Origin of the sequence: Acidovorax facilis, from assembly GCF_023913775.1 — a bacterium.
Classification (GTDB): domain Bacteria; phylum Pseudomonadota; class Gammaproteobacteria; order Burkholderiales; family Burkholderiaceae_C; genus Acidovorax; species Acidovorax facilis.
The window spans coordinates 38,159-59,162 of the sequence record NZ_JAMXAX010000003.1 but is presented as its reverse complement, the minus strand read 5'-3'; the positions used below and the strand labels follow the sequence as shown (position 1 = coordinate 59,162).

Sequence of the window (21,004 nt, the reverse complement as noted above, 5' to 3'; positions counted from 1 at the left end):
GCGAACAATTCCCAATTGCAAACCTACCAGCCAAGGTGCCGAGCACCCCAGCCAGCGTTTACGCGAGGGTGTTCGTGTCCGTCGCCGAATCCGCCATCCAGCAGCAAGTGCATACGCTGTACAGCCACCACCACGGTTGGCTGTACGGTTGGCTGCGCCGCAAGCTGGGGTGCAGCCACCAGGCCGCCGATCTGGCGCAAGACACCTTTTTGCGCCTGCTGACGCGGCGCGACGCGCTGGCGCTGGATGAACTGCGCGAGCCGCGCGCCTACCTGACCACGGTGGCCAAGGGCCTGGTGTCCAACCACTACCGGCGCCAGAAGCTGGAGTTGGCTTGGGCGGAAGCGCTGGCGTCCATGCCCGAGCCGCTGGCCCCGGCGCCCGAGGTGCGCGCCATGCTGCTCGAAACCCTGATTGAAGTCGACCGCCTGCTGGGCACCTTGCCCGGCCCAGTGCGCGAGGCGTTCTTGCTCTCGCAGCTCGACGGCCTGCCGCAGGCCGAGATCGCGGCGCGGCTGGGCGTTTCGGTGCCTTCGGTCAAGCGCTACGTTGCCCGCGCCTTGGCGCTGTGTTGCTTTGCCGATGAGGGCTGAGCCGCTGCCGATTCCGCCCCAGGTGCGGCAGCAAGCCGCAGAATGGCTGGTGGAACTGCAGGCCGACACAGTGGACGACGCCACCCGTGAACGCTGGCGCCAGTGGCGCGACGCCCACCCCGACCACGAGCGCGCCTGGCAGCGCATGACAGCCTTCAGCGAACGCCTGCAGGGCATGCCCGCCGCGCTGGCCCGCGACACGCTGGCGGCCACAGCCGAGTCATCGACCGGCGCAGCCCGCGCCCAGCGCCGCCAAGCCATCAAGACGCTGGCCGTGCTGCTGTTTGCCGGCGGCACCGCCTGGACGCTGCGCGAGCACACCCCTTGGCCCGAGTTGGTCGCCGATGCGCGCACCAGCCCCGGCGAGCGCCGCAGCCTCACCCTGATCGACGGCACCCGCGTGGAACTCAATGCCGGCACCGCGCTGGACATCCGCTACGGCGGCGAAGAACGCCTGCTGCGCCTGCTGCGGGGCGAGATCCTCGTCACCACCGCGCACGACAATGCGCCGAGCATCGCGCCGGGCAACGAACGCAACACAGTGGGGCGCCCCTTCATCGTCGAAACCGCCCACGGCCGCATCCGCGCCCTGGGCACGCGCTTTGCCGTGCGCCGGCTGAAGGACGATGCATACGCAGGCGCCGCCGATGCCAGCCTGGTCAACGTGTTTGAGGGCGCGGTGGCCATCCGCCCAGGCGATGTGCATGGCAAGGGGCTACCCGCCGAAGGTACTGACGCGGTCTTGCGCGCGGGCGAAGCGGCACGCTTCAACCGCCAGGCCGTCACCCCCGCCCAGGCGGCCGACCCCGCCGCTGTGGCCTGGGCTCAGGGAATGATCGTTGCGCAGGACATGCCGCTGGCCGACTTCGTGGCCGAACTGAACCGCCAGACCCGGCGTGACACCGAGACCGGCGCTGGCCGCTGGGCGGTTGATCCGGCCGTGGCCCGGCTCAAGGTGTCCGGCACCTACCCGCTGGCCGAGCCGGACAAGGTGCTCGACATGCTGCAGACCGCCTTGCCCATCCGCGCTGACCGGCAGCGCCGCTGGTGGGGAGGCGCAGAGGTGGTGCTGGCTGCGCGGTGAGGCGCTGCTGCGCGCTGAGCAGAAACGGATGGGCAGCCTGGTCACCATTTCAGCGGCAGCCGGCGCGAGGTGTGGAACACCCGCAGCACTTCCACCGTCTGCCCCTGTACGCGGTAGGGGACGATGTGGCGCGTTTTCAGCACCACCAGTTCACGCGTGCCTGCCACCCGCCCAGGGCGGCCGAGCGCGGGCTGCTCCGCCAAGGCCGCCACGGCGTCAAGAACGCGCTGCACCACCATCTGCGCGGCCTTGGGGTCGTCCATCGCAATGTCAGTCGCTTCGTCGTCGAGGTTGCGCAGCGCCGTGCGCAACCACCGGACCCGCATCAACTCGCAGCCCCACCAGATCCGCGCGGCTTGTCGGCCGCCGCGCCAGAGTGCCACTTGGCACCGAGGGCCGCAAGCTCCTCATCGCTGGCAAAGTCACCGGCGTCTGCTTCTTTGACCGCGGCCTGGATTTCGCGGATCTGCCATTCATTGGCCTCCACAAAATCGCGGATCGCCTCGGCCGCCAGGTAGGACTTGCTGCGGTGGGTGGCGCTGGCCAATTGATCGAGGCGGTCGCGCACCTCGTCGTCCAGTCGAATCGTCATGGTGGTGGTCATTCCGGACTCCTGTGCTTGAATGTGTACAAGATAGCACACGCCACCACATCGGAACGGGACCAGCCCAGCCAGAGCTTCTTTGAAGCAGTGTGATCCCTTTGCGCATCTCGCGGGGCAATGAAGACAAGCACGCTGTCTTCAACCATCCCGGAGAACCACACCATGGGTCGCACCGACCGACACACCCCATCCGCCGCCCACCACGCGCCGCCCTCGGCAAACGGCTCAAAATATGCCGCCTTGGTTCGCACCGCTTTGGCCCGCGCCACCGCGCACGCCGTGTGGGGCATGGCCCTGGCCGCGCAGCCTGCCTTGGCCCAGCAGGCCAACCCACAGCCCGCCAACCCGCAAGAGTTTTCGCCGCAAGAGGCTGCCCGCACCTACGACATCCCGCCCGGCCCGCTCACCGCCGCGCTCAAGCGCCTGGGACTGGAGGCGGGCATTCTGCTGTCCTTCTCCACCGAACAGACCAACGGCCTGCAAACCCAGGGCGTGAACGGACGCCACACCCCCACCTCCGCCCTGCGCACACTGCTGGCCGACACCGGGCTGGAAGCCGTGCGGCAACAAAACGGCGGCTGGCTGCTGGAGAAACGTCCCCCACCTCCGCCCAAACCCGAGGCAGCGGCACCGCTCAAGGAAGCAGTGCTGCCCGTGGTAACGGTGAGGGCCGGGGCCGAGCGGGAAACGGCGACCGGGCCGGTGGCGGGCTACGTCGCCAAGCGCAGCGCGACGGGGACGAAGACGGATACACCGCTGATCGAAATCCCGCAGTCGATTTCGGTGATCGGCCGCGAGGAGATGGAGGCGCGCGGCACGCAGGACGTCATGGAGGCCGTGCGCTATACGCCCGGCGTCACCACGAGCACATATGGCCCCGACAACCGCAGTTGGGAGTACATCCTACTGCGAGGCTTTGACGCAGGCGTGACCGGTATCTATCGGGACGGGCTGGGCCAGCCAACGTTCCTCCCCGTCTACTATCTGACTGAGCCCTACGGTCTTGAACGCGTGGAGGTGCTGCGTGGCCCCTCGTCAATGGTCTTCGGCAAGGGGGATGCTGGCGGCATCGTCAATCGCGTGAGCAAGCAGCCCGGCGATCGGGTTCGCGAAATCGAAATCCAGTACGGCAGCTTCCAGCGGAAGCAACTGGCGTTCGACCTAGGGGACAAGATGAGCAGCGACAGCGACCTGAGCTATCGCCTGGTTGGCTTAGGTCTCGACAGCAACGATCAAGACGAATACCCCGATGGTCACAAGCTGAACCACAAACGCACATACGTCGCGCCGTCCTTCCGCTGGCAGCCCAATTCATCGACATCGCTAACCGTCTTCGGGGAAGTCCTGAAGAACACCACGGGTGAAGATCCCTACTACGCGACCGCGAACTACGTTCTCACGAACGTCAAAGTGGGTGACTACAGCTTCAGCCGCATGAAGCAGTCGCAGGGCGCGATCGGCTACCTCTTCGAAACGGCGCTGAACGACGCCTGGACGCTACGCCAGAACTTCCGCTACAACCAAATCGACATGAGCCGCCGCGTGGTCTGGGCCGACTCCCTCGGCGAGGACGGCCACACACTGTCTCGCGTCGCCAGGACCTGGGACGATTCGGTGGCGCTTGCGTCGCTCGACACCAGCGTGCAGGGCAAGGTTCAGACTGGTTCGGTTCAGCACACAGTGCTGCTTGGTGTCGACTACAGCGATCAGAAAGGTGAGACGCTGCGTTTCATCGGCCCAGCACCCGACCTCGACCTGCTCGCTCCCGTCTACGGCCAGGATGTGACGCTGCCCACCAACCCGCTGCGCAATCTGACCCAGTCGACGCGTCAGACCGGCCTTTACGCCCAGGATCAGATCAAATTCGGCGATAGTTGGATCGTCACCCTCGGTGGCCGCCAGGATCACGTGCGCCAGACCACCGACGACCGCCTGAACGCGAACAACACTCGGCAATCAGACCGGGCCTTCAGCGGCCGGGCAGGCATAACCTACCTGTTGGGTAACGGTTGGGCTCCCTACGCCAGTTATGCCACGTCCTTCCTGCCCAACAGCGGCACCGACGCGAACAGCGACCCCTTCAAGCCCAGCCGCGGTAAGCAAGTCGAGATCGGGGTCAAGTTCCAGCCTGCGGGCTCGCGCGCCATGTTCACCGCCGCAGCCTTCGACCTACGTAAGACCAACGTGCTGACCTACGATCCGACGACCTACGAGGAGCGCCAGATTGGCAAGCAACGCTCGCGCGGCATCGAACTGGAAGCCAAGGGCGAACTCGCGCCGGGCCTGAACATCGCTGCCGCCTACACACGGCTGGATATGAAGGTGCTCAACAGCGCGGACCCGGATGAGGTCGGCAAGACCCCACCGCTCGTGCCCAAGCAGTCCGCCTCGGCGTGGCTCGACTACACCTTGGGCAACGGCTTGGGATTCGGAGGAGGTGTGCGCTACATCGGTAAGCGCCAGAACGACGAGTACAACACCACTTCCGAACGCGGTGTGACGCTCTTCGACGCGGCCGTGCATTACGAAACCGGCCCATGGCGTCTTGCGCTCAACATCGCGAACCTAGCAAACAAGAAGTACAACACGATCTGCTATCACGGCGAGTGCTATCAGGGTGCAGAACGAGCGGCAACGTTGACCGCGACGTACCGCTTCTGACGCCCCTCCCGGAAAGCCACGAAAGGACAATTGGGGACGTAACACGGATTCCCCTCTGGGACGGTTCCCCACCGTCCCACCAGCACCGACTTTTGAGCACTCGGGATTGAAAGGTGGTGCCATTGGGGTGCGACCGGGTGCGCCCCCGTTTTTCGTGCGAACCGCTCTCGCAAGGTGAACCCGGTCCCGGTCGCGGCGAGTGCGCCTTACGCCAGCGAGCCACTGCCGTCTTTGGACCAGGCCGGCAGCATCCGCCTCGGCAGACATCGCGACCGGCCTGCGCTCCGAGCTTCAGCCCACCTTCGGACACAAGCGCCCGTCAAACCACTCCTTGAGCATGGCCTTGTCGTAGACCAGCGGATCGCTGTCGAAGCGCACGAAGGCGCTGCGCGACAGGTAGTCGATGTCCGAAACGCGCTCGCGCCGCTCGGCGAGCAGCCTGCCGTTTTCGTCCTTCCAGGTGTATTGAAGGTCCATCCGGGGCCAGGTGATGCCGCGCATGATGCGCACATCGTAGGCGCCGGGACGCCACCATTCATGCCGCCCGGCGAGGTCGATGTCCAGCACGCGAATGTCGAGGCTTTGCCCTGCCGACAGGCAACGTTGTCCAAGGGCCTGGAGATGGCGCTCGATGGATTCGAGATTCCGTTGCGCCCTTATGCCGTAATCGCCCGCATCGACATACCGCTCGGGCGCAACGCGCAGCGACGTTGACGGCGAAGTACAGTTTCTGAACACCCCAGGCAGTCACCGGTTCCAGCACATTGATTTCTCTCGGGCTTCGCGCAACCGGTTCCGCTTTTGGGCCTCTCATTCGATTAACCGGATGAGAGGCTTCCCAATCGTCCATTCCTCCGCTGGGTTGGCGCGAAGGGGCAGCTTGATTTCGCTGATCAACCCCTTGTCCAGGAAGACGAAGCATGACCAACCGCGCCATCCACGCCCGCCGCAGGGCCGCCACGCCCCAAACCACACATTCGACCCACCTCCGGCCCACGCCCCTGGTGCTGGCCGTGCACCTTGCGCTCATGGGCGGCACGCTGATGGCGTCCGGCTGGAGCACCGTGGCCCATGCGCAAGACACCGGCTCGGCGGCATCTTCGGCTGAAGCAGCGCCAAAACGCTACGACATTCCCGCCGGGCCGCTGGGCACGGTGTTGGCCAGGTTTGCAGGCGCCTCGGGGGTGCTGCTGGCAGGCGCCTCGGACCTGGTGCAAGGCCGCAACAGCCCGGGCTTGAACGGCACCTTCACCGCCGAGGCAGCCATCAAGGCCCTGCTTGCCGGCACCGGGCTGGAGGCTGTGCGGCAGGCAAATGGCAGTTATGCGTTGCGGCAAGCTGCGGAGCCGGCACCAGCAAGCCCTCCGCGCCCCGCGGTTGAGGCGGTGTTGCCGGTGGTGACGGTGAAGACAGGGGCAGAATTGGAGACGGCGACCGCGCCGGTGGCGGGGTATGTCGCCAAGCGCAGCGCTACAGGCACCAAGACCGATACGCCGATCGTCGAGACGCCGCAGTCGATTTCCGTCCTTGGCAAACAGGAGATAGAAGACCGAGGCGCTCTTTCCGTCATGGAGGCACTGCGCTATGTCCCGGGAGTTGTGAGCCAGGTTTACGGAGCAGACACACGTGGGCAGGATGACTGGCTCAACCTACGCGGATTCTCAGGCTTCGGCACATCGCTCTATCAGGATGGTCTGCGGATGAACACCGATGCCAACGCGTTCGCGAACCAGCGCAGCGAACCCTACGGCCTGGAGCGCATTGAAGTGCTGCGTGGCCCCGCATCCGTGCTGTACGGAAAGGGGGATGCAGGGGGTATCGTGAATCGTGTCAGCAAACGGCCCCGGGCCGATGCGCCGCGCGAGGTGGAAATACAACTCGGCAGCCGAAACCGACAGCAGGTCGCCGCAGACATCGGTGGCTCCTTGGACGAGCAGGGCAAGGTTCTGTATCGGGTGGTTGGCCTTGGATTGACGGCAGACACACAGGACAGGTACATCAACGGTGACCAGGTGTCTGACACCCGTCTGTACCTGGCACCTTCGCTGACCTGGACCCTGTCCAAAGATACATCGCTGACCATAATGTCCGAGTTCTTGCGCGATCGAAACGACGGGTTTGCGTTTGCTTACACCCCACCAGGCGCATCCACTCGTATGTCCTCGTCCATTCTGGTGGGAGAGCCAAAGTTCACTGGCTTTGACCACGATCAGGCGGCCATTGGCTACCTGTTCGAGCACAGATTGAATGACGCCTGGACCGTGCGCCAGAACACGCGCCTGTCGGATGTCGACGTCACCTATCGCCGCATCACATCGCGCAGCTTGGCCGACGACGGCCGTACGCTGGAGCGCCGAGTTCGTGTCTTCAAGGAGAACAACAAGCAGGTCGCCATCGATACTCAAGTCGAAGGTGCGATCAAGACTGGGGATGTCGAACACAAGCTCCTGTTCGGCCTGGACGCCGAACGCCAGAAGACGAGCAACCTCACCTTCACTGGCGAAGTGGGAACGCTGGACGTCCTCAATCCGATCTACGGCCAGACCGTATCGGTGTCCCCAACAGCCGATTTCGACGATTCAGGGCAACGCCTGAGCCAACTGGGCCTGTATGCGCAGGATCAGATGCGCTTGACCCGAAACTGGTTGGTCACGCTGGGTGGGCGCATGGATTGGACCACTGTAAAAACCCTCGACCACATGGCTGGAACCTCGATTGAGCAGAAGGACAAAAAATTCACCGGTCGTGTCGGTATCAACTACCTGACCGAATCCGGTTGGACTCCGTACTTCAGCTACGCCGAATCCTTCCTGCCGGCCATTGGTCGCGATGCCAACAGCAATGCCTTCAAGCCGACCCAGGGGAAACTATATGAGGTGGGCGTCAAGTTCACGCCCGACAACGGTCGCAGCCTTTACACCGCCGCGTTGTTCGATTTGCGCAAGGACAACGTGCTGACCATCGACACCGCGAATCCAGACTACCAGATTCAGAAGGGGGCAGTGCGATCGCGGGGACTTGAACTGGAGGCGAAAACAGCCATCACCAGAGGTTTAGACCTGATCGCGAACTACACGTACAACGATGTTAAGGTCATCAAGAGCAACGACGTTGATCTCGGGAAGGTTCCGACCTCGACACCCAAGCAAACGGCGTCGGCCTGGCTGAACTACAAGGTTCAGACCAGTGATTGGCGTGGTCTTGGCATCGGCATTGGTGTGCGGCATGTCGGCGCCACCTACAACGATGCCGTGAACAGTTCTCGCAATCCGTCGTTTGCGTTGCTTGATGCTGCCCTGCACTACGACACGGGCCCATGGCGCCTGGCGCTCAACATAAGCAACCTGACGAACAAGGAGCAAGTGGCCGCCTGCTTCGAATCGGTCGGCGGCGGCAATCAGTGCTTATACGGCCAGAAGCGGACGGCAGTACTCAGCGCCAAGTACCGATTCTGACGAGGCGTTGCACGAGCCACCCAGTCCTCCCAACCCAGGCCGGCACGGCCTCGGGGTAGCGAAAGGAACGCTGCGGTGAGCCGCTGGTGTACGGGCGATGGCACACAGCACAGGGCACTTCTACGCTTTCACACACGCGCGCGGTGTCCTTTTTCCGATCTCGCGTGTCATAGCAAGTGAGAGCCCTGTGCGCGGCCGCGCCGCGTACAGGTTTCCCTTACTTCGATCCCCTTCACCCGCCGCCAGCACCGGGCGTTGACTTCGGCCCCGCATCTGCCCAGCCGCCGCGTTCGTCTCTCGCTGGCAGGGGATGGTCATGGTCGAAGCTCTGCCTGTGGCGAGGTTGACCGGATAGAGAAAACCCGCCAAAGGACTGCACATTTTCGACCGTCGTGCGTCTATAGAAAGAGTAAGACTCATTTGCAATTACCTGATTCTCGAAGAACAACAATCGATGCGTCATCCGCCGCTTTCACTCGCCTCTGCCCTGCCCGTCCTCGCCCGAGTGGCCTGCGCCGTCCTGGGCGGCTACGCGCTGACCGTGCTCACCGCCATCGACCTGGCCGGAGCCCTGCCGCTGTCGCGCGCCGATGGCGTGCTCACGGGTATGCTGGCGGCGTTTCCGCTCTACGCGGCGGCGGTGATGTGGGCCTTCGCGGCGAAGAGTGCCCGCCTCGCCTGCCTTGGCATGCTGGGTGCGTTGGTGCTGGCCGGGGCAGCGGCCTGGGTGGCGACATGAGCGCCCCCAACCCTGGCTTTGCCAGGCCCCCCGAGGGGGTACCGTCGTTCTTGGGGCGGCCCGGCGAACGACTTTTGAGGGCAGCACCATGAAGGAAACCTTCCGCGCCTCGATGGCCTGGCTGCACACCTGGGCCGGCTTGCTGCTGGGCTGGGTGCTGTATTTCATGTTCGTCACCGGCACGGCGGGCTATCTGGACACCGAGGTCGACCGCTGGATGCAGCCCGAACTGCCCCCCGGTCGCCCAGGCGGTAGAACCGGCGCCGGCCGCAGAAAAGGCGCTCGCCTCGCTCGCACAGCGAGCACCGCAGGCCGATCGCTGGTTCATCGGCCTGCCAACCGGGCGCGAAGCCTTGCACCTTTCCATCTTCTGGCAGGCGGGCAGAGGCCCGCAGGCCGATGGCGATCTGGAACTGGACGCAGCCACGGGGGCGCCGCTTGCCTCGCTCGGCGCACGCGCCACCGGCGGCGGGCAGTTTCTCTACCAAATGCACTGGCAACTGCACTACCTGCCGCGCGCCGTGAGCGACTGGCTGGTAGGTGTGGCGGCGATGTTCATGCTGGTGGCGCTGATCACCGGCATCGTGGTGCACAAGAAGATCTTTGCCGACTTCTTCACCTTCCGGCCGGGCAAGGGGCAGCGCTCGTGGCTGGACGCACACAACGTGATGAGCGTGCTGACGCTGCCCTTCCAACTCATGATCACCTGGTCCGGGCTGGTGTTCATGATGTTCGTCTACCTGCCGCTGGTGGTCTCGGCCCACTATGCACCGGATGCCGCCACCGGCAAGAGCGGGCGCGAGGTGTTCTTCAACGAAACGTTCGAAGGTGGCCTGCATCTGGAGCGCGCGGGCCGACCCGCACCGCTGGCGCCCTTGCAGCCCATGCTGGCGCTTGCTGAAGCACGCTGGGGCGCGGGCAAACTCAGCCGCATCGACATCCGTTACCCCGGCGACGCGAACGCACGGGTTGTGCTGCGCGCCAGAGAAGACCTGTCCCCGCTGAGCAGCGGCGAAACCCTGGTGTTCGACGGCACGAACGGCGCACTGCTGCATGTGCTGCCGGCCGTGGGCTCGACACCGAAAGCGGTGCGCGACGTGCTGCTGGGTTTGCACGAGGGGCTGTATGCAGGGCCGTTGCTGCGCGGGCTGTACGTGCTTTCGGGCCTGATGGGGGCCGCCATGATCGCCACCGGCCTGGTGCTGTGGGCCGTCAAGCGCCGGCAGCGCGCAGCCAAGGCGGGGCGCGTGCATGGCGGGCTGTGGTTGGTGGAGCGGCTCAATGTGGGCGGCATCATCGGCCTGCCCGTGGGTATTGCGGCGTATTTCTGGGCCAACCGGCTGCTGCCGCTGACCCTGTCTGATCGGGCGGCGTGGGAAGCACATGTGCTCTTCTTCGTCTGGGCCGCGCTGCTGCTGCACGCGGCGCTGCGCCCGGTGGCGCGCGCCTGGAGCGAGCAAGCGACAGTGGCGGCGCTGGCATTTGGCCTGCTGCCGGTACTCAATGCGCTGACCACCCACCGCCACCTGGGTGCGTCGCTGCCGCAGGGCGACTGGGTGATGGCGGGGTTCGACCTCGCCATGCTCGCCCTGGGGGCGGTGTTCGCGGGCCTGGCGCGGCATCTAGTTCGCAAGGCGAGAAACGCAGCGAGGCAGTCCGCATCAGCGACCTTGATGACGGTGGAAGCATCCACGGTGGGGGCCACACGGTGATGGCGGCGCTGGCACCCCTGATGGCCTTGCTGTTGAGCTTGGCCGGCTTCGTGGCGCTTGCCCTGGCCATGGAGCGGCATCACCGGCAGGTCTGGCATCGCGCACCATCACGCAAGCAGTGCCTGCTGCTGCGGTGTGTAGGCGTCATTGGCTTGGGCGCGGCGTTGACCACCTGCGTGGCTCACGCAGGCGGAGCCACCGGAACCGTGATTTGGCTGGGGTTGATGACGGTCGCCGCCTTGACGGTGGCGCTGGTGCTCGCCTATCGGCCGCGCTGGTTGGCGCTGGTGACGGCGCAGCCCAAGCCGGAGCCATCGACGTCCGCCTCGTGACACCGCCACAACCTGACGCGCCGCCCCTTGGGGGGACTGCCGTCTCTACCCGCTCTTCCTGACATGCCCGCGACCGCCCCTCCCAACCTCTTTCGCCAAGCCGCCCCGTTCGCACTGGTCGGCGCAGCGCATCTCGTCCTCCTGTGGCTTGCCACGACCGCACTGGCGCGCAGTCCGACGCCGGTGATCCCGCCTTCCGTGGCGGGGCAGCTCGTCTCGCAGGCGCCGGTGACCGAGCCTCAACCGCTGCCCATGCAGCCCGAGCCGCCCCGCCCCAAACCGGTGGTCAAGCCGCGCCCGACACCCGTGCCGCCCTTGCCCAAGGCGCCGCCCTCGGAGCGTGCCGTGACCGCCCCGCCAGCCGAACCCGAGCCGCCGGTGAATAACGCTCCGGTACCCGCCGAACCGCTGCAGCCCGTGCCGGCCGCCGCACCTACACCCGCCCCGTCGCCCAAGGCCGAGCCGGAGCCGGTGGCACCGCCGCGCTCCGACGCATCCCACCTCAACAACCCGGCGCCGGTGTACCCGGCGCAGTCGCGCCGCTTGCGCGAAGAGGGGCGCGTGCTGTTCGACGTGTACATCCTGCCCAACGGCAGCGTGGGCGAGATCAGGCTCAAGCGCAGCAGCGGCTACCCGCGTCTGGACGAAGCCGCACTGGAGGCCGTGCGCCGCTGGCGCTACGTGCCCGCCAAACGCGGCGACGAACCCATTCCCTACTGGTACGTGCAGCCCATCGATTTCGAGTACAGCTCCTGATCGACGGGTTCCGCGAACCCTTCCGAATCCAACCTTTTTAGGAGATCCCACCCATGCCATCCAATCCCTACGGCATTGCCGCACTCTGGAACCAGGGCGATGCCGTCATCAAATGCGTGGCCGTCGCGCTGCTGCTGATGTCCATCGTGTCGTGGACCATCATCGTCACCCGCACATGGCGCGCGGCCAGGCTACGCCGGGCCAGCCGCGCCATGGCTGGCTTCTGGCACACGCACAGCTTTGCCGAAGGCATGGCGCTGCTGGACGAACACGGCGAGGCCAACCCCTTCCGCCACGTGGCCGCCGAAGCCCAGGCAGCAGTGGACCACCACCGCAGCAACGGCGACGACCTGCACGGGCAGATCAGCCTGGCCGAGTGGCTTACCGAAAGCCTGCGCGGCGCCATCGACGAAAGCGCCGAGCGCATGCAGTCTGGTCTGGCGGTATTGGCCTCGGTGGGCTCCACCGCACCCTTCGTCGGGTTGTTCGGCACCGTCTGGGGCATCTACCACGCGCTGGTGGGCATCGGCACCTCGGGCCAGGCCAGCATCGACAAGGTGGCCGGTCCGGTGGGCGAAGCGCTGATCATGACCGCGTTCGGCCTGTTCGTCGCGATCCCGGCGGTGCTGGGCTACAACGCGCTCACGCGCAACAACAAAGGTGTGGTGAACAAGCTCAATCGCTTCGCACGGCAACTGCACGCCTACTTCCTGACCGGCTCGCCGGTGGCCAAGGTCAGCGCACCGGCAGCCCCGGCCCGCAAGGCGCCGGCCAGGCTCGCCACCCAAGGAGGCTGACATGGCCTTCGGCGGCAACCTCAACGACAACGACGACGTGGTCAGCGACATCAACATGGTGCCGCTGATCGACGTGATGCTGGTGATGCTGATCATCTTCATCATCACCGTGCCGGTGCTCACCCACTCGGTCAAGCTGGACCTGCCCCGCGCGGACAACACGCCCAACCTGGTCAAACCCGAGACGGTGAACCTGTCGGTCACGACCGACGGCAGCGTGTTCTGGAACGACGAGCGCGTGAGCGACGAACAACTCGGCCAGCGCCTGGAGGCGGCAGCCAGGAAAGACCCGCAGCCCGAGGTATTCATCCGCGGTGACCGCAAGGTGGAGTACGAGCGCGTGGCGCAGGTCATGGCCACCGTGCAACGCTCCGGCGTGCTCAAGCTCGGCTTCGTGACCGAGCCGGGGAACTGAGCGTGACAAGCATGGCCACTCCGGCAGCGACTTGGCCCGTTACTTTGGCGGCCACGGCTTGAGGCCGATACCGCAATGCCAGTTGAGACACCCGCTCCTCGCGACATAAGCCAGCTCTCCTGGCAGCCAGGGACCGGGACGCTACAGCGCCTGCATACGTCGGGGCTCAGACTGACGCAGGCACGGCGCGCAGTGTTGAGGGCCCTGCACGACAACCGCGGGCGCTTTCTGGATGCCGAGGCCGTGCACCGATGGACGAAGGCCGCAACCTGGCGCGTGAACCTCACTTCCGTGTATCGGATCCTCGCCGAGTTGGACAAGGCGCGCGTCGCACAAGCGACACAACTTGGCGCGCGCACGTTCTACTGCATGGTGCCGGAAGGTGAAGCCGCCCAACCGCACTTCGTCTGCCGCCGATGCGGGCATGCCCAGGCACTCGGTAGCGATGTGCTGCTTACGCAGCTCTTCGAAGGCGCCGCCAGACTCGGCTTTCATCTCGACCAGAGATTGACACTTGTCGGCCGGTGCTCGGCCTGCAATGCCAGCGCACCAGGATCTGTCAAGCGACATCAGAAACGGACGCTCTGACAACCAAAGGTCGGGGCGGTGGCATGCCCCAGGGCGAGTTGGCTGTGTGAGGGCCGTCAACACAAAATTGCGCCCCTCTGACACAACACGATAAAATGCGAACCATTCTTATTCACAGCCAAGGTGCCGAGCACCCCAGCCAACTTCCGCGCAAGGGTGTTCGTGTCCGCCGCCGAATCCGCCATCCAGGAGCAAGTGCATGCCCTCTACAGCCACCACCACGGGTGGCTGTACGGCTGGCTGCGCCGCAAGCTGGGGGACGCGCACCAGGCGGCCGATCTGGCGCACGACACCTTCGTGCGGCTGCTCTCCCGGCGCGAGGCGCTGGCGCTGGATGAACTGCGCGAGCCGCGCGCCTACCTGACCACGGTGGCCAAGGGCCTGGTGTCCAACCACTGGCGCCGCCAGCAACTGGAAGAGGCCTGGGTCGCGACGCTGGCGGCCCTGCCCGAGCCGCTGGCACCGGCGCCGGAGGTGCGCGCCATCCTGCTCGAAACCCTGGTCGAGATCGACCGTCTGCTCGACACACTCAAGCCCAAGGTCCGCGAGGCTTTCCTGCTCTCGCAGCTCGACGGGCTGACCTACAAACAGATCGGCGAGCGGCTCGGCGTGGGCGAGCGCATGGTCAAGAAGTACATGGCGCAGGCCATGCTGTGCTGCCTGCAGGCCGACGATGGCCGATAGGAGCGGCGCCGCCCACGAGCGCATCATCCAGCGCGAGGCGGCCGAATGGTTCGCCGTGCTGCACGACGAACAGGCCAGTGAGGAGCAGCGCAGGCGCTGGCGCACCTGGATCGATGCCGACCCCGCCCACGCCCGCGTCTGGGAGCGGGTCAAAGCCATCAGCCAGCCCTTCGCCCAGGCCGCCAACGCCGCACCGGCACAGGCACTGCGCGACACCCTCGCCAAGGCGCGGTCGGCTGGACGCCGCCGCGCGCTGCGGATGCTGAGCCTGGGCGGCGTGACGGTCGGGGCCGGCCTGCTGGCCCGCCACACCTTGCCCTGGCTGCCCTTGCAGGACTGGCTGCACGAGTACGCCGTGGCCCGTGCCGACCATCGCACCGGCATCGGCGAACAGCACCGCCTCACGCTCCCGGATGGCACGCGCCTGGACCTCAACACCGCCACGGCGGTGGATGTGGACTTCGGGCAGTCGTTGCGGCGCATCGTGCTGCACGCCGGAGAAATCCTGGTCGATTCCGCCCCCGACACGCAGGCGCCCGCCCGCGCGCTGGTGGTCGATACCCCTTGCGCGCGCCTCACCGCGCTGGGCACCCGCTTTGCCGTGCGCGGCGATGCCCGCAGCGAGGCATTCAGCGGCCACGTTGCCGTGTTCGAGGGCGCCGTGCGCATCAGCCTGGCCAACGGCGCGCAGTTGGACGTACCCGCCGGCCAGCAGGCCCGCTTCACCGCGGATGGCATCGAACCCGACGGCCGCGCCGACCTGGCGCGAGAAAGCTGGTCGCGCGGCCAACTGGTTGCCGACGACATTCCCCTGGCCGCTTTCGTGGCCGAGCTCTCGCGCTACACCCCGGTTGCCGTCACGGTCAGCCCGCAGGCCGCACCCTTGCGGCTCGTGGGTGCCTACCCCATCGCCCAGCCCGCCCGCGACATCCCCGTCATCCTCGCCGCACTGGAGAGCGCCTTGCCGGTCCGTGTCGAGCGCACCCCGGCGGGTGGCGTGCACATCCGCGCGCGCTGAGCGGATCGGCGCGCGCACCGCAGTTCCCCTTTTGGCCCGCTGCGGGGCATACCGGATGAAACACTCAATCTCATCCGGAGCCCGATTCCATGACGAAACCCACCTTCTCCCCCCGCCCGCAGCGGCTGGCACTGGCCGTGCACGCCGCCATGCTGGCCCTGCCCGTGATGGCCACCGGCGCAGCGATCTTCACCGCGCCGTCCGCCGCCCACGCCCAAGCACCGGCGCAGGCGATGCATGACTTCGACATCCCGGCCGGCCCACTATCCACCGCCCTGACCCGCGCCGCCGCACAGTCCGGCGTGCCCCTGACGGCAGCCGCCGCGCTGACCGCAGGCAAGACCGCGCCCGCGCTCAAGGGCCGGATGACGCTGCGCGAGGCGCTGGCGCAACTGCTGGCCGGCAGCGGGCTGGCAGCCGGTACGGAGGGAGCATCTGTCGTCATCAAGGCAGCGCCGCCAGCACCGGGCAGCGCAAAGGAGGCGGTGCTGCCGGTGGTGACGGTGAGGGCCGGAGTCGATACGGACGGAAGTACGGCCAGCGGCTACCGCGTCAAGAGCGCCAGCGTTGGTGCCCTCGGCGAGAAGTCTCTGAAGGACACTCCATACAGCATTGAGGTGTATTCCAGGGAGTTGATGGAAAACAAACAGGCGAGGTCGCTGGCTGACCTGACCAAGGCCGATGCTTCGATCAGTCTGCAGCAGGACAACATCGTTACCGAAAACAACTCCCTGACGATTCGCGGCCTTGGTCCAGACTCTGCAACTGGTCAGAAGATTGACGGCTTAAACGCGCGCGTACGTGCTAACGACCTACCTCTGGAGCACCTTGAGCGTGTTGAGCTCCTCAAGGGTGCGGGAGGCTTCCTGTATGGATTCGGCGCTCCCGGCGGCACCATCAACTATGTCTTGAAGCGTCCCACTGACGAGCCCGTGCGTAGCCTGAGCACACAGATCATGGACAGCGGCTTGACGCTTATCCACGGAGATCTGGGTGGTCGCTTCGGCGCGCAGGATGCGTTCGGCTATCGGGTCAATCTCGTCAACGAGGAAGGTGACACTTACATCAATGATGGGAAATCGCGTCGCCATTCCGGCTCACTGGCACTGGACTGGCGCATTACGCCTGATCTCGTATGGCGCGCCGATGCTCTCGTGGGCGAACACGTTCGCAAAGGTGGATATTGGGCAGTCATACCCAACGCTGACGGGGCCGCGAGCAACTGGACCACGGCAACACCTCTCGATCCGATCGACGGCAGCAGGCGTCTCGCCCCCACATTCACACGATATGGCTCTCGTCACAAAACCTATGGTACCGATCTGGCTTGGCAATTTGCGACCGACTGGAAACTCTCCTTGTCTCATCGGATTTCCGAGAATGGGCGCGAGTTTACCCAACCGGCCATTTTTGCCAGCACTAACGGGGATTACTCGCTGCGCTATTACGACCTCGCCACCCGATTTGAAAGCCGGCAATCCCAGGGGGTAATTTCAGGCAAATTTTCCACAGGGCCGGTTGTGCATGAGTTGGTCATGGGCGCATCGCACAACGTGACTCAGAGCTTTTCTGGTCCGTATCAAGCGTCCAACCTTGCGAACGCGGGCAATCTGGGCAACCCCGCAGATGCAGCCAGTCCCTTCCCAGGTTTCGCCTCCTATGACGATGCAAACGAAGAGTTCAGTTTCATGCGTCGGCGTGAGCTGTTCGTCTCCGACACGCTTCATCTGGGCAGCGACTGGGATTTGATTGTCGGTTTGCGACGCGGGAGACTGGAAGTCAAAGACACCGCTTACAACCGCACAGCCACCACGCCCACACTGGCTGCCGTCTTCCGCCCGACGCAAGGCTTGTCGCTGTATGGAAGTTACGTCGAGTCCTTGGAAGAAGGCGCCACCGCACCTGAAACCGCCGCCAACGCCTACGAGGTCTTCGCCCCGCTCAAGAGCAAACAATACGAAGTCGGCGCAAAAGCTGAGGGCCGCGACTGGTCGGCCACGGCAGCATTATTCCGACTGCAACGCGGGCTCACCTACACCACATCCGACAACGTCTTCACCCAGGACGGCGAGGCGCGCTACCAGGGGCTAGAAATCTCAGGCAAGTTCCGCCTGAGTCCGCGGTGGCTTGTCACCGCCAGCACCATGTGGCTGGATGCGACCAACCAGAAGACCGAGGGTGGAGCACTAGATGGCAAGCGCATTCAAGGTGTGGCGCGCGAGCAGACGAGCGTTTACGGCGAATACAGTGTCGCCGGACTGCCGCTTACCCTGACAGCCGGTGCACGCTATGTGGGTAAACGACCAGTGGATGCAGATAACCAGTGGCACGTCGGCTCGGTCACCCTGCTCGACGCAGGTGCGCGCTACGAAACAAAATGGGGAAACAAACCCGTCTCCCTGCGGCTCAGCATCGACAACCTGACCAACAAGGCCTACTGGGTCACGCAGTCCGAATCCAGCAACTTGCAGCAAGGCGCCCCGCGCACCATCAAGGTCGGCGCGCAGATCGAGTTCTGATGCCCGGCCCGGTGTCCTTTTCCCGATTTCGCGCGTCATTGCCAGTGAGAAAACTGTGCACGCCACACAGTGGTTTCGCGCCGTTCAACCTTCACGTGCCGCGCCGGCGGCGCCAGGAGTTCATATCGCCCTCATCCCGCCGACGCCACGCCGCTGTGCTCATCCATTGCTGGGCGGCGTCGGCACCGGCCTGAAACCGGCACGTAACGCCGCCGGTATGAACTGGTCGCGAATTCGATCCAAAACCACCTGATTTCGAAGGAGACTTGCGGCGACCACATCGATACGCTTGCTTCCACACCGTATCGAGAGGTCGCCAACATGCATTCGATCCAGATGTCCCAGTCCCAGCCTTCGTACCATGGCGAAGGAAACACGCCCACCGCCGACATCGTGGAGACGCGGCTCTGGATCGACGAACACAACTGGCTCTACGGCATCCTCAAGAGCCCGGCCAATCAGGCGCCCACCTTTCGCTTCCCCGATCTCATCAGCGCGTGCGTGACATCCACGCTGTCTTCGTCCGAAGGGGCTCGCGCGCTGTTCGACTACCTCGGCATCCAGCTTGTGCTGCGCGACCCCGCCACGGCCCGCCGTCGTGAGGCCATGTGGCGTCCCCAGTATGAGCAGTTGCAGGCGCTGCAGCGCTCGCCTGCGAATCAGCACCCCAATCCGAAGTTCCAGTTGGACCAGTTGACCACGGCTGCGGTCGCGCTCTGCCGCCAGGCCGACCCGTCGGGCACGCTGGTTCTGAAGTACGCGCGTCTCAACATGGTCCAGCGCGCTACTGTTCGATCCGTGGCTTCGCAGGATTGATCGCCAACCACTGATAACACCCGCGTAGATCACCTCGCCTGCAGAGCGCCGGCCCACCCGCCGCCTACCCCGACCGGATTTTCCGGCCCTACCCCTGGATCCTTCCGCACCCGCGGGAGGCGGTTTGGCTATCGCGAGGTGATCCATGCCCCGAACTCTGCTCGTCACGCTGTCCATGCTCTGCGGCATGCCCCTTGGGGCGCTCGCCTGCTGGGATGAGGTTGCGCAGCGCCACGGTGTCCCCGCCGATCTGCTCTATGCGGTGGCCAAGGTGGAATCCGGGCTCAACCCCAAGGCGGTCAATCGCGCCCACGTCCAGCGGACAGGCTCGATCGACATCGGCCTCATGCAGATCAACAGCCGCCACCTGCCCAAACTGGCCAAGCGCGGCATCACCGAATCCAACCTGTTCGAGCCCTGCACCAACCTCGATGTCGGCGCCGGGCTGCTGGCCGAGCTCTTCGCACGTCGCGGACTGAGCTGGGACAGTGTCGGCGCCTATAACGCCGCCTGCACCGAACTCAAGGGCGACGACTGCACCAAGGCGCGGGGGCACTACGCCTGGAAGGTGTACCGGCAATTGCCGGCCAACAGCCGATCCGCTCGAACGTCCCCGGCACCACGTCGTCCCTCCGCCGCAGCGCCTTCCACGATCTCGACTCCCTTGCTGGCCGTGCGGGTGGCGCCATGAAGGTCCTCACTCTCGCGACTTCCGCTCTGGAAACGCTCCCTGCCGTCGCGACGACCCTCATGCTCGCGTCGTGCGGGCATCAGGCGATCGAAACACGCCATCTGCCGGCCACGCCTTCGCCCGCACCGCAGCTCGCACAGGTGGGGTATGGCAATCAGGCGGATTTCGTTCAATGCACTCCGCCCCAGTGTCCGACGCGCACCCAGAAGACGCTGGGACCCGCGCAGGCCATCGAGGTCAGCCAAGTGGCGGACGAGGAAGCCCCTCCATTGCCCGCACCCCGTTCATTGGAAGCATTGACCGCTGAAGCAAGCCCTTCGGTCGATCCTGACGTGGCCGCCATCACGGAACAGCAAACCTGGAGCATCCCCTTCGCCTTCGGCAGCGCTCGGCTCGGTGCTGCCGGACTCGGCATCCTCAGGCAGGTGACTGCCGAGCTTCCAGCTCAAGGCCACATCACGGTTGCGGGTCGCACGGACGACGCGGGCCCTGCGCCCATCAACGACTTGCTGGCGCACGCACGCGCCACCACTGTCCGCGACTACCTGGTGCATGCCCGCCCCGAACTCGAAGGCGCGATCACGGTTGAGGCGGCAGGCAAGTGTTGCTTCGCCGCCCCCAACGACACACCGGCCGGCCGCGCCCGCAATCGGCGGGTCGAGATCACGGTGGCGCGCCAGGCTGCACCGCCCTGAGCCAGACCGTTTCCCCATCAACCCGAATCAAGCCACCCGCTTTCACCCGCTTTCACCCGCTTTCACCCGCATCCACCTGCTTTTCACCTGCGTCCGCCACCCGCTCCGACCCGTCCGCGACCCGTCTTTCGACGCTCATCTCAACGGAGGTCTTCATGAGCACTGCAACGCTTGCGCCGTCGCCCATCGACGCGCGCCGTCCCCTCGCCTTTCTCACGCTGCTGGCCGTCGCCCTGCTCGGCCTGTTCACGGCTTTTCCGAGCTTCGCGCTCGACCTGGTGGGGTTCACCGGTATCACGGGTCCGCTCACGTCCGCGCTGACCCAGATCGCGTCCCTCGGTCCGGGCATCAAGGCCCTGGTCGGCTTCGTGGGTTTCGTGGTCGCGCTGATCTCGCTGGCCGCGCTGCGCAACTTCGGTCCGGTGCTGTTCTACGTCGGCCTCGCCATCTTCGGCGCCGTGGGTCTCGTGATCGCCGGGGCGATCATGGGCGCAGTGATCTGAGCCGGCCTCGGGTCCAGGGAGTCCGGCATGCGCACCGACACCTACATCCCGCGCCGTCTCGACGACAGCTGGAAGATCGGCTTCTGGGACGTCGATGTCGCGGCGCCCGCCTTGTTCGCCTTCTTCATCGGCTACCTGTCCGGCACGAAGCTCTCCTTCGCGGTCTGCATGACCGTGGGCATTGCGCTCTCGCGCTGGGTTTCGAAGCTCAAGGCTGACAAGCACCCGGCCTTCGCCGTGCATTGGCTGTGGTGGAACCTGCCGAGCACACCGCTGACGGCGCTCCGGGCCACGCCTCCCTCACACATCCGCCGCATGGTCGGCTGAAGCAGGAAGGACATC

The 21,004-nt window shown here is 65.5% G+C and carries 22 protein-coding genes and 1 pseudogene; 20 read left to right on the top strand and 3 right to left on the bottom strand.

From position 1 onward, the window contains the following. Positions 1 to 74 precede the first annotated feature (74 nt). Together NFX52_RS02115 and NFX52_RS02110 are read left to right on the top strand one after the other, a co-directional pair. Positions 75 to 593 carry a sigma-70 family RNA polymerase sigma factor gene (locus NFX52_RS02115; RefSeq protein ID WP_202907155.1) on the top strand — a complete coding sequence of 173 codons (519 nt, stop codon included), beginning with the start codon at positions 75 to 77 and terminating at the stop codon, positions 591 to 593. Continuing rightward, the gene (locus tag NFX52_RS02110; protein WP_055397090.1) at positions 583 to 1,677 is read left to right on the top strand and encodes a FecR domain-containing protein; all 1,095 of its coding nucleotides are present in this window, start codon (positions 583 to 585) and stop codon (positions 1,675 to 1,677) included. Before NFX52_RS02115 ends, NFX52_RS02110 begins: the two co-directional genes overlap by 11 nt. 41 nt (positions 1,678 to 1,718) lie before the next feature. Here NFX52_RS02110 and NFX52_RS02105 read toward each other — a convergent pair whose 3' ends face one another. Together NFX52_RS02105 and NFX52_RS02100 are read right to left on the bottom strand one after the other, a co-directional pair. Continuing rightward, positions 1,719 to 2,003, bottom strand: a complete 285-nt coding sequence (locus NFX52_RS02105; protein WP_055397092.1) for a type II toxin-antitoxin system RelE/ParE family toxin — start codon at positions 2,001 to 2,003, stop codon at positions 1,719 to 1,721. Further along, entirely contained in the window at positions 2,003 to 2,281 is a 279-nt protein-coding gene (locus NFX52_RS02100; protein ID WP_055397094.1) for a CopG family ribbon-helix-helix protein, read from the bottom strand. The genes NFX52_RS02105 and NFX52_RS02100 overlap by 1 nt, the downstream gene beginning before the upstream one ends. A gap of 162 nt (positions 2,282 to 2,443) precedes the next feature. Between NFX52_RS02100 and NFX52_RS02095 the strand changes: the two genes are divergently transcribed. Then, positions 2,444 to 4,942 (top strand): TonB-dependent siderophore receptor, encoded by a 2,499-nt coding sequence (locus NFX52_RS02095; RefSeq protein WP_238385555.1) that lies wholly within the window; start codon positions 2,444 to 2,446, stop codon positions 4,940 to 4,942. Between the two features lie 291 nt (positions 4,943 to 5,233). On the opposite strand, the gene NFX52_RS02090 is transcribed toward NFX52_RS02095, so the two are convergent. Beyond that, positions 5,234 to 5,680: a DUF3016 domain-containing protein gene (locus NFX52_RS02090; RefSeq protein WP_238385556.1), complete on the bottom strand. Its 447-nt coding sequence runs from the start codon at positions 5,678 to 5,680 to the stop codon at positions 5,234 to 5,236. A 182-nt stretch (positions 5,681 to 5,862) separates the two neighbouring features. Here NFX52_RS02090 and NFX52_RS02085 point away from each other — a divergent pair, with 182 nt between their 5' ends. From NFX52_RS02085 to traL, 17 genes and pseudogenes are all read left to right on the top strand, one after another. Further along, on the top strand, positions 5,863 to 8,397 hold the full coding sequence (locus NFX52_RS02085) for a TonB-dependent siderophore receptor (protein WP_055397098.1): 2,535 nt from the start codon (positions 5,863 to 5,865) through the stop codon (positions 8,395 to 8,397). 454 nt (positions 8,398 to 8,851) lie between these two features. Further along, on the top strand, positions 8,852 to 9,136 hold the full coding sequence (locus NFX52_RS02080) for a DUF3649 domain-containing protein (RefSeq protein WP_055397101.1): 285 nt from the start codon (positions 8,852 to 8,854) through the stop codon (positions 9,134 to 9,136). An 88-nt stretch (positions 9,137 to 9,224) separates the two neighbouring features. Then, positions 9,225 to 9,386, top strand: a pseudogene (locus NFX52_RS31045) (PepSY domain-containing protein); the annotation flags it as partial. A 103-nt stretch (positions 9,387 to 9,489) separates the two neighbouring features. After that, the gene (locus NFX52_RS02075; protein ID WP_353848474.1) at positions 9,490 to 10,848 is read left to right on the top strand and encodes a PepSY-associated TM helix domain-containing protein; all 1,359 of its coding nucleotides are present in this window, start codon (positions 9,490 to 9,492) and stop codon (positions 10,846 to 10,848) included. A 20-nt stretch (positions 10,849 to 10,868) separates the two neighbouring features. Then, positions 10,869 to 11,180, top strand: coding sequence for a DUF3325 domain-containing protein (locus NFX52_RS02070; RefSeq protein WP_202907156.1), 312 nt, complete (start codon positions 10,869 to 10,871; stop codon positions 11,178 to 11,180). 63 nt (positions 11,181 to 11,243) lie between these two features. Next, a complete protein-coding gene (locus tag NFX52_RS02065) occupies positions 11,244 to 11,936 on the top strand; it encodes an energy transducer TonB (RefSeq protein ID WP_207401879.1) in 693 nt (230 codons plus the stop codon). 53 nt (positions 11,937 to 11,989) lie between these two features. Further along, the gene (locus NFX52_RS02060) at positions 11,990 to 12,733 is read left to right on the top strand and encodes a MotA/TolQ/ExbB proton channel family protein (protein WP_055397110.1); all 744 of its coding nucleotides are present in this window, start codon (positions 11,990 to 11,992) and stop codon (positions 12,731 to 12,733) included. 1 nt (position 12,734) lies between these two features. Next, the gene (locus NFX52_RS02055) at positions 12,735 to 13,148 is read left to right on the top strand and encodes an ExbD/TolR family protein (protein ID WP_055397112.1); all 414 of its coding nucleotides are present in this window, start codon (positions 12,735 to 12,737) and stop codon (positions 13,146 to 13,148) included. A gap of 75 nt (positions 13,149 to 13,223) precedes the next feature. Continuing rightward, a complete protein-coding gene (locus tag NFX52_RS02050) occupies positions 13,224 to 13,736 on the top strand; it encodes a Fur family transcriptional regulator (RefSeq protein WP_055397114.1) in 513 nt (170 codons plus the stop codon). A 123-nt stretch (positions 13,737 to 13,859) separates the two neighbouring features. Next, positions 13,860 to 14,420 carry a sigma-70 family RNA polymerase sigma factor gene (locus NFX52_RS02045; RefSeq protein ID WP_409993755.1) on the top strand — a complete coding sequence of 187 codons (561 nt, stop codon included), beginning with the start codon at positions 13,860 to 13,862 and terminating at the stop codon, positions 14,418 to 14,420. Continuing rightward, entirely contained in the window at positions 14,410 to 15,438 is a 1,029-nt protein-coding gene (locus NFX52_RS02040; protein WP_055397116.1) for a FecR domain-containing protein, read from the top strand. The genes NFX52_RS02045 and NFX52_RS02040 overlap by 11 nt, the downstream gene beginning before the upstream one ends. Before the next feature lie 89 nt (positions 15,439 to 15,527). Continuing rightward, the gene (locus NFX52_RS02035; RefSeq protein WP_055397118.1) at positions 15,528 to 17,957 is read left to right on the top strand and encodes a TonB-dependent siderophore receptor; all 2,430 of its coding nucleotides are present in this window, start codon (positions 15,528 to 15,530) and stop codon (positions 17,955 to 17,957) included. A 321-nt stretch (positions 17,958 to 18,278) separates the two neighbouring features. Continuing rightward, a complete protein-coding gene (locus tag NFX52_RS02030) occupies positions 18,279 to 18,773 on the top strand; it encodes a hypothetical protein (protein ID WP_055397120.1) in 495 nt (164 codons plus the stop codon). Between the two features lie 145 nt (positions 18,774 to 18,918). Continuing rightward, positions 18,919 to 19,464 carry a lytic transglycosylase domain-containing protein gene (locus NFX52_RS02025; protein ID WP_055397122.1) on the top strand — a complete coding sequence of 182 codons (546 nt, stop codon included), beginning with the start codon at positions 18,919 to 18,921 and terminating at the stop codon, positions 19,462 to 19,464. After that, positions 19,461 to 20,159: an OmpA family protein gene (locus tag NFX52_RS02020; RefSeq protein ID WP_082437381.1), complete on the top strand. Its 699-nt coding sequence runs from the start codon at positions 19,461 to 19,463 to the stop codon at positions 20,157 to 20,159. The genes NFX52_RS02025 and NFX52_RS02020 overlap by 4 nt, the downstream gene beginning before the upstream one ends. Before the next feature lie 155 nt (positions 20,160 to 20,314). Then, positions 20,315 to 20,662: a hypothetical protein gene (locus NFX52_RS02015; RefSeq protein WP_238385557.1), complete on the top strand. Its 348-nt coding sequence runs from the start codon at positions 20,315 to 20,317 to the stop codon at positions 20,660 to 20,662. A 27-nt stretch (positions 20,663 to 20,689) separates the two neighbouring features. Further along, positions 20,690 to 20,989: a type IV conjugative transfer system protein TraL gene (gene traL / locus NFX52_RS02010; RefSeq protein ID WP_055397126.1), complete on the top strand. Its 300-nt coding sequence runs from the start codon at positions 20,690 to 20,692 to the stop codon at positions 20,987 to 20,989. Positions 20,990 to 21,004: the final 15 nt, after the last annotated feature.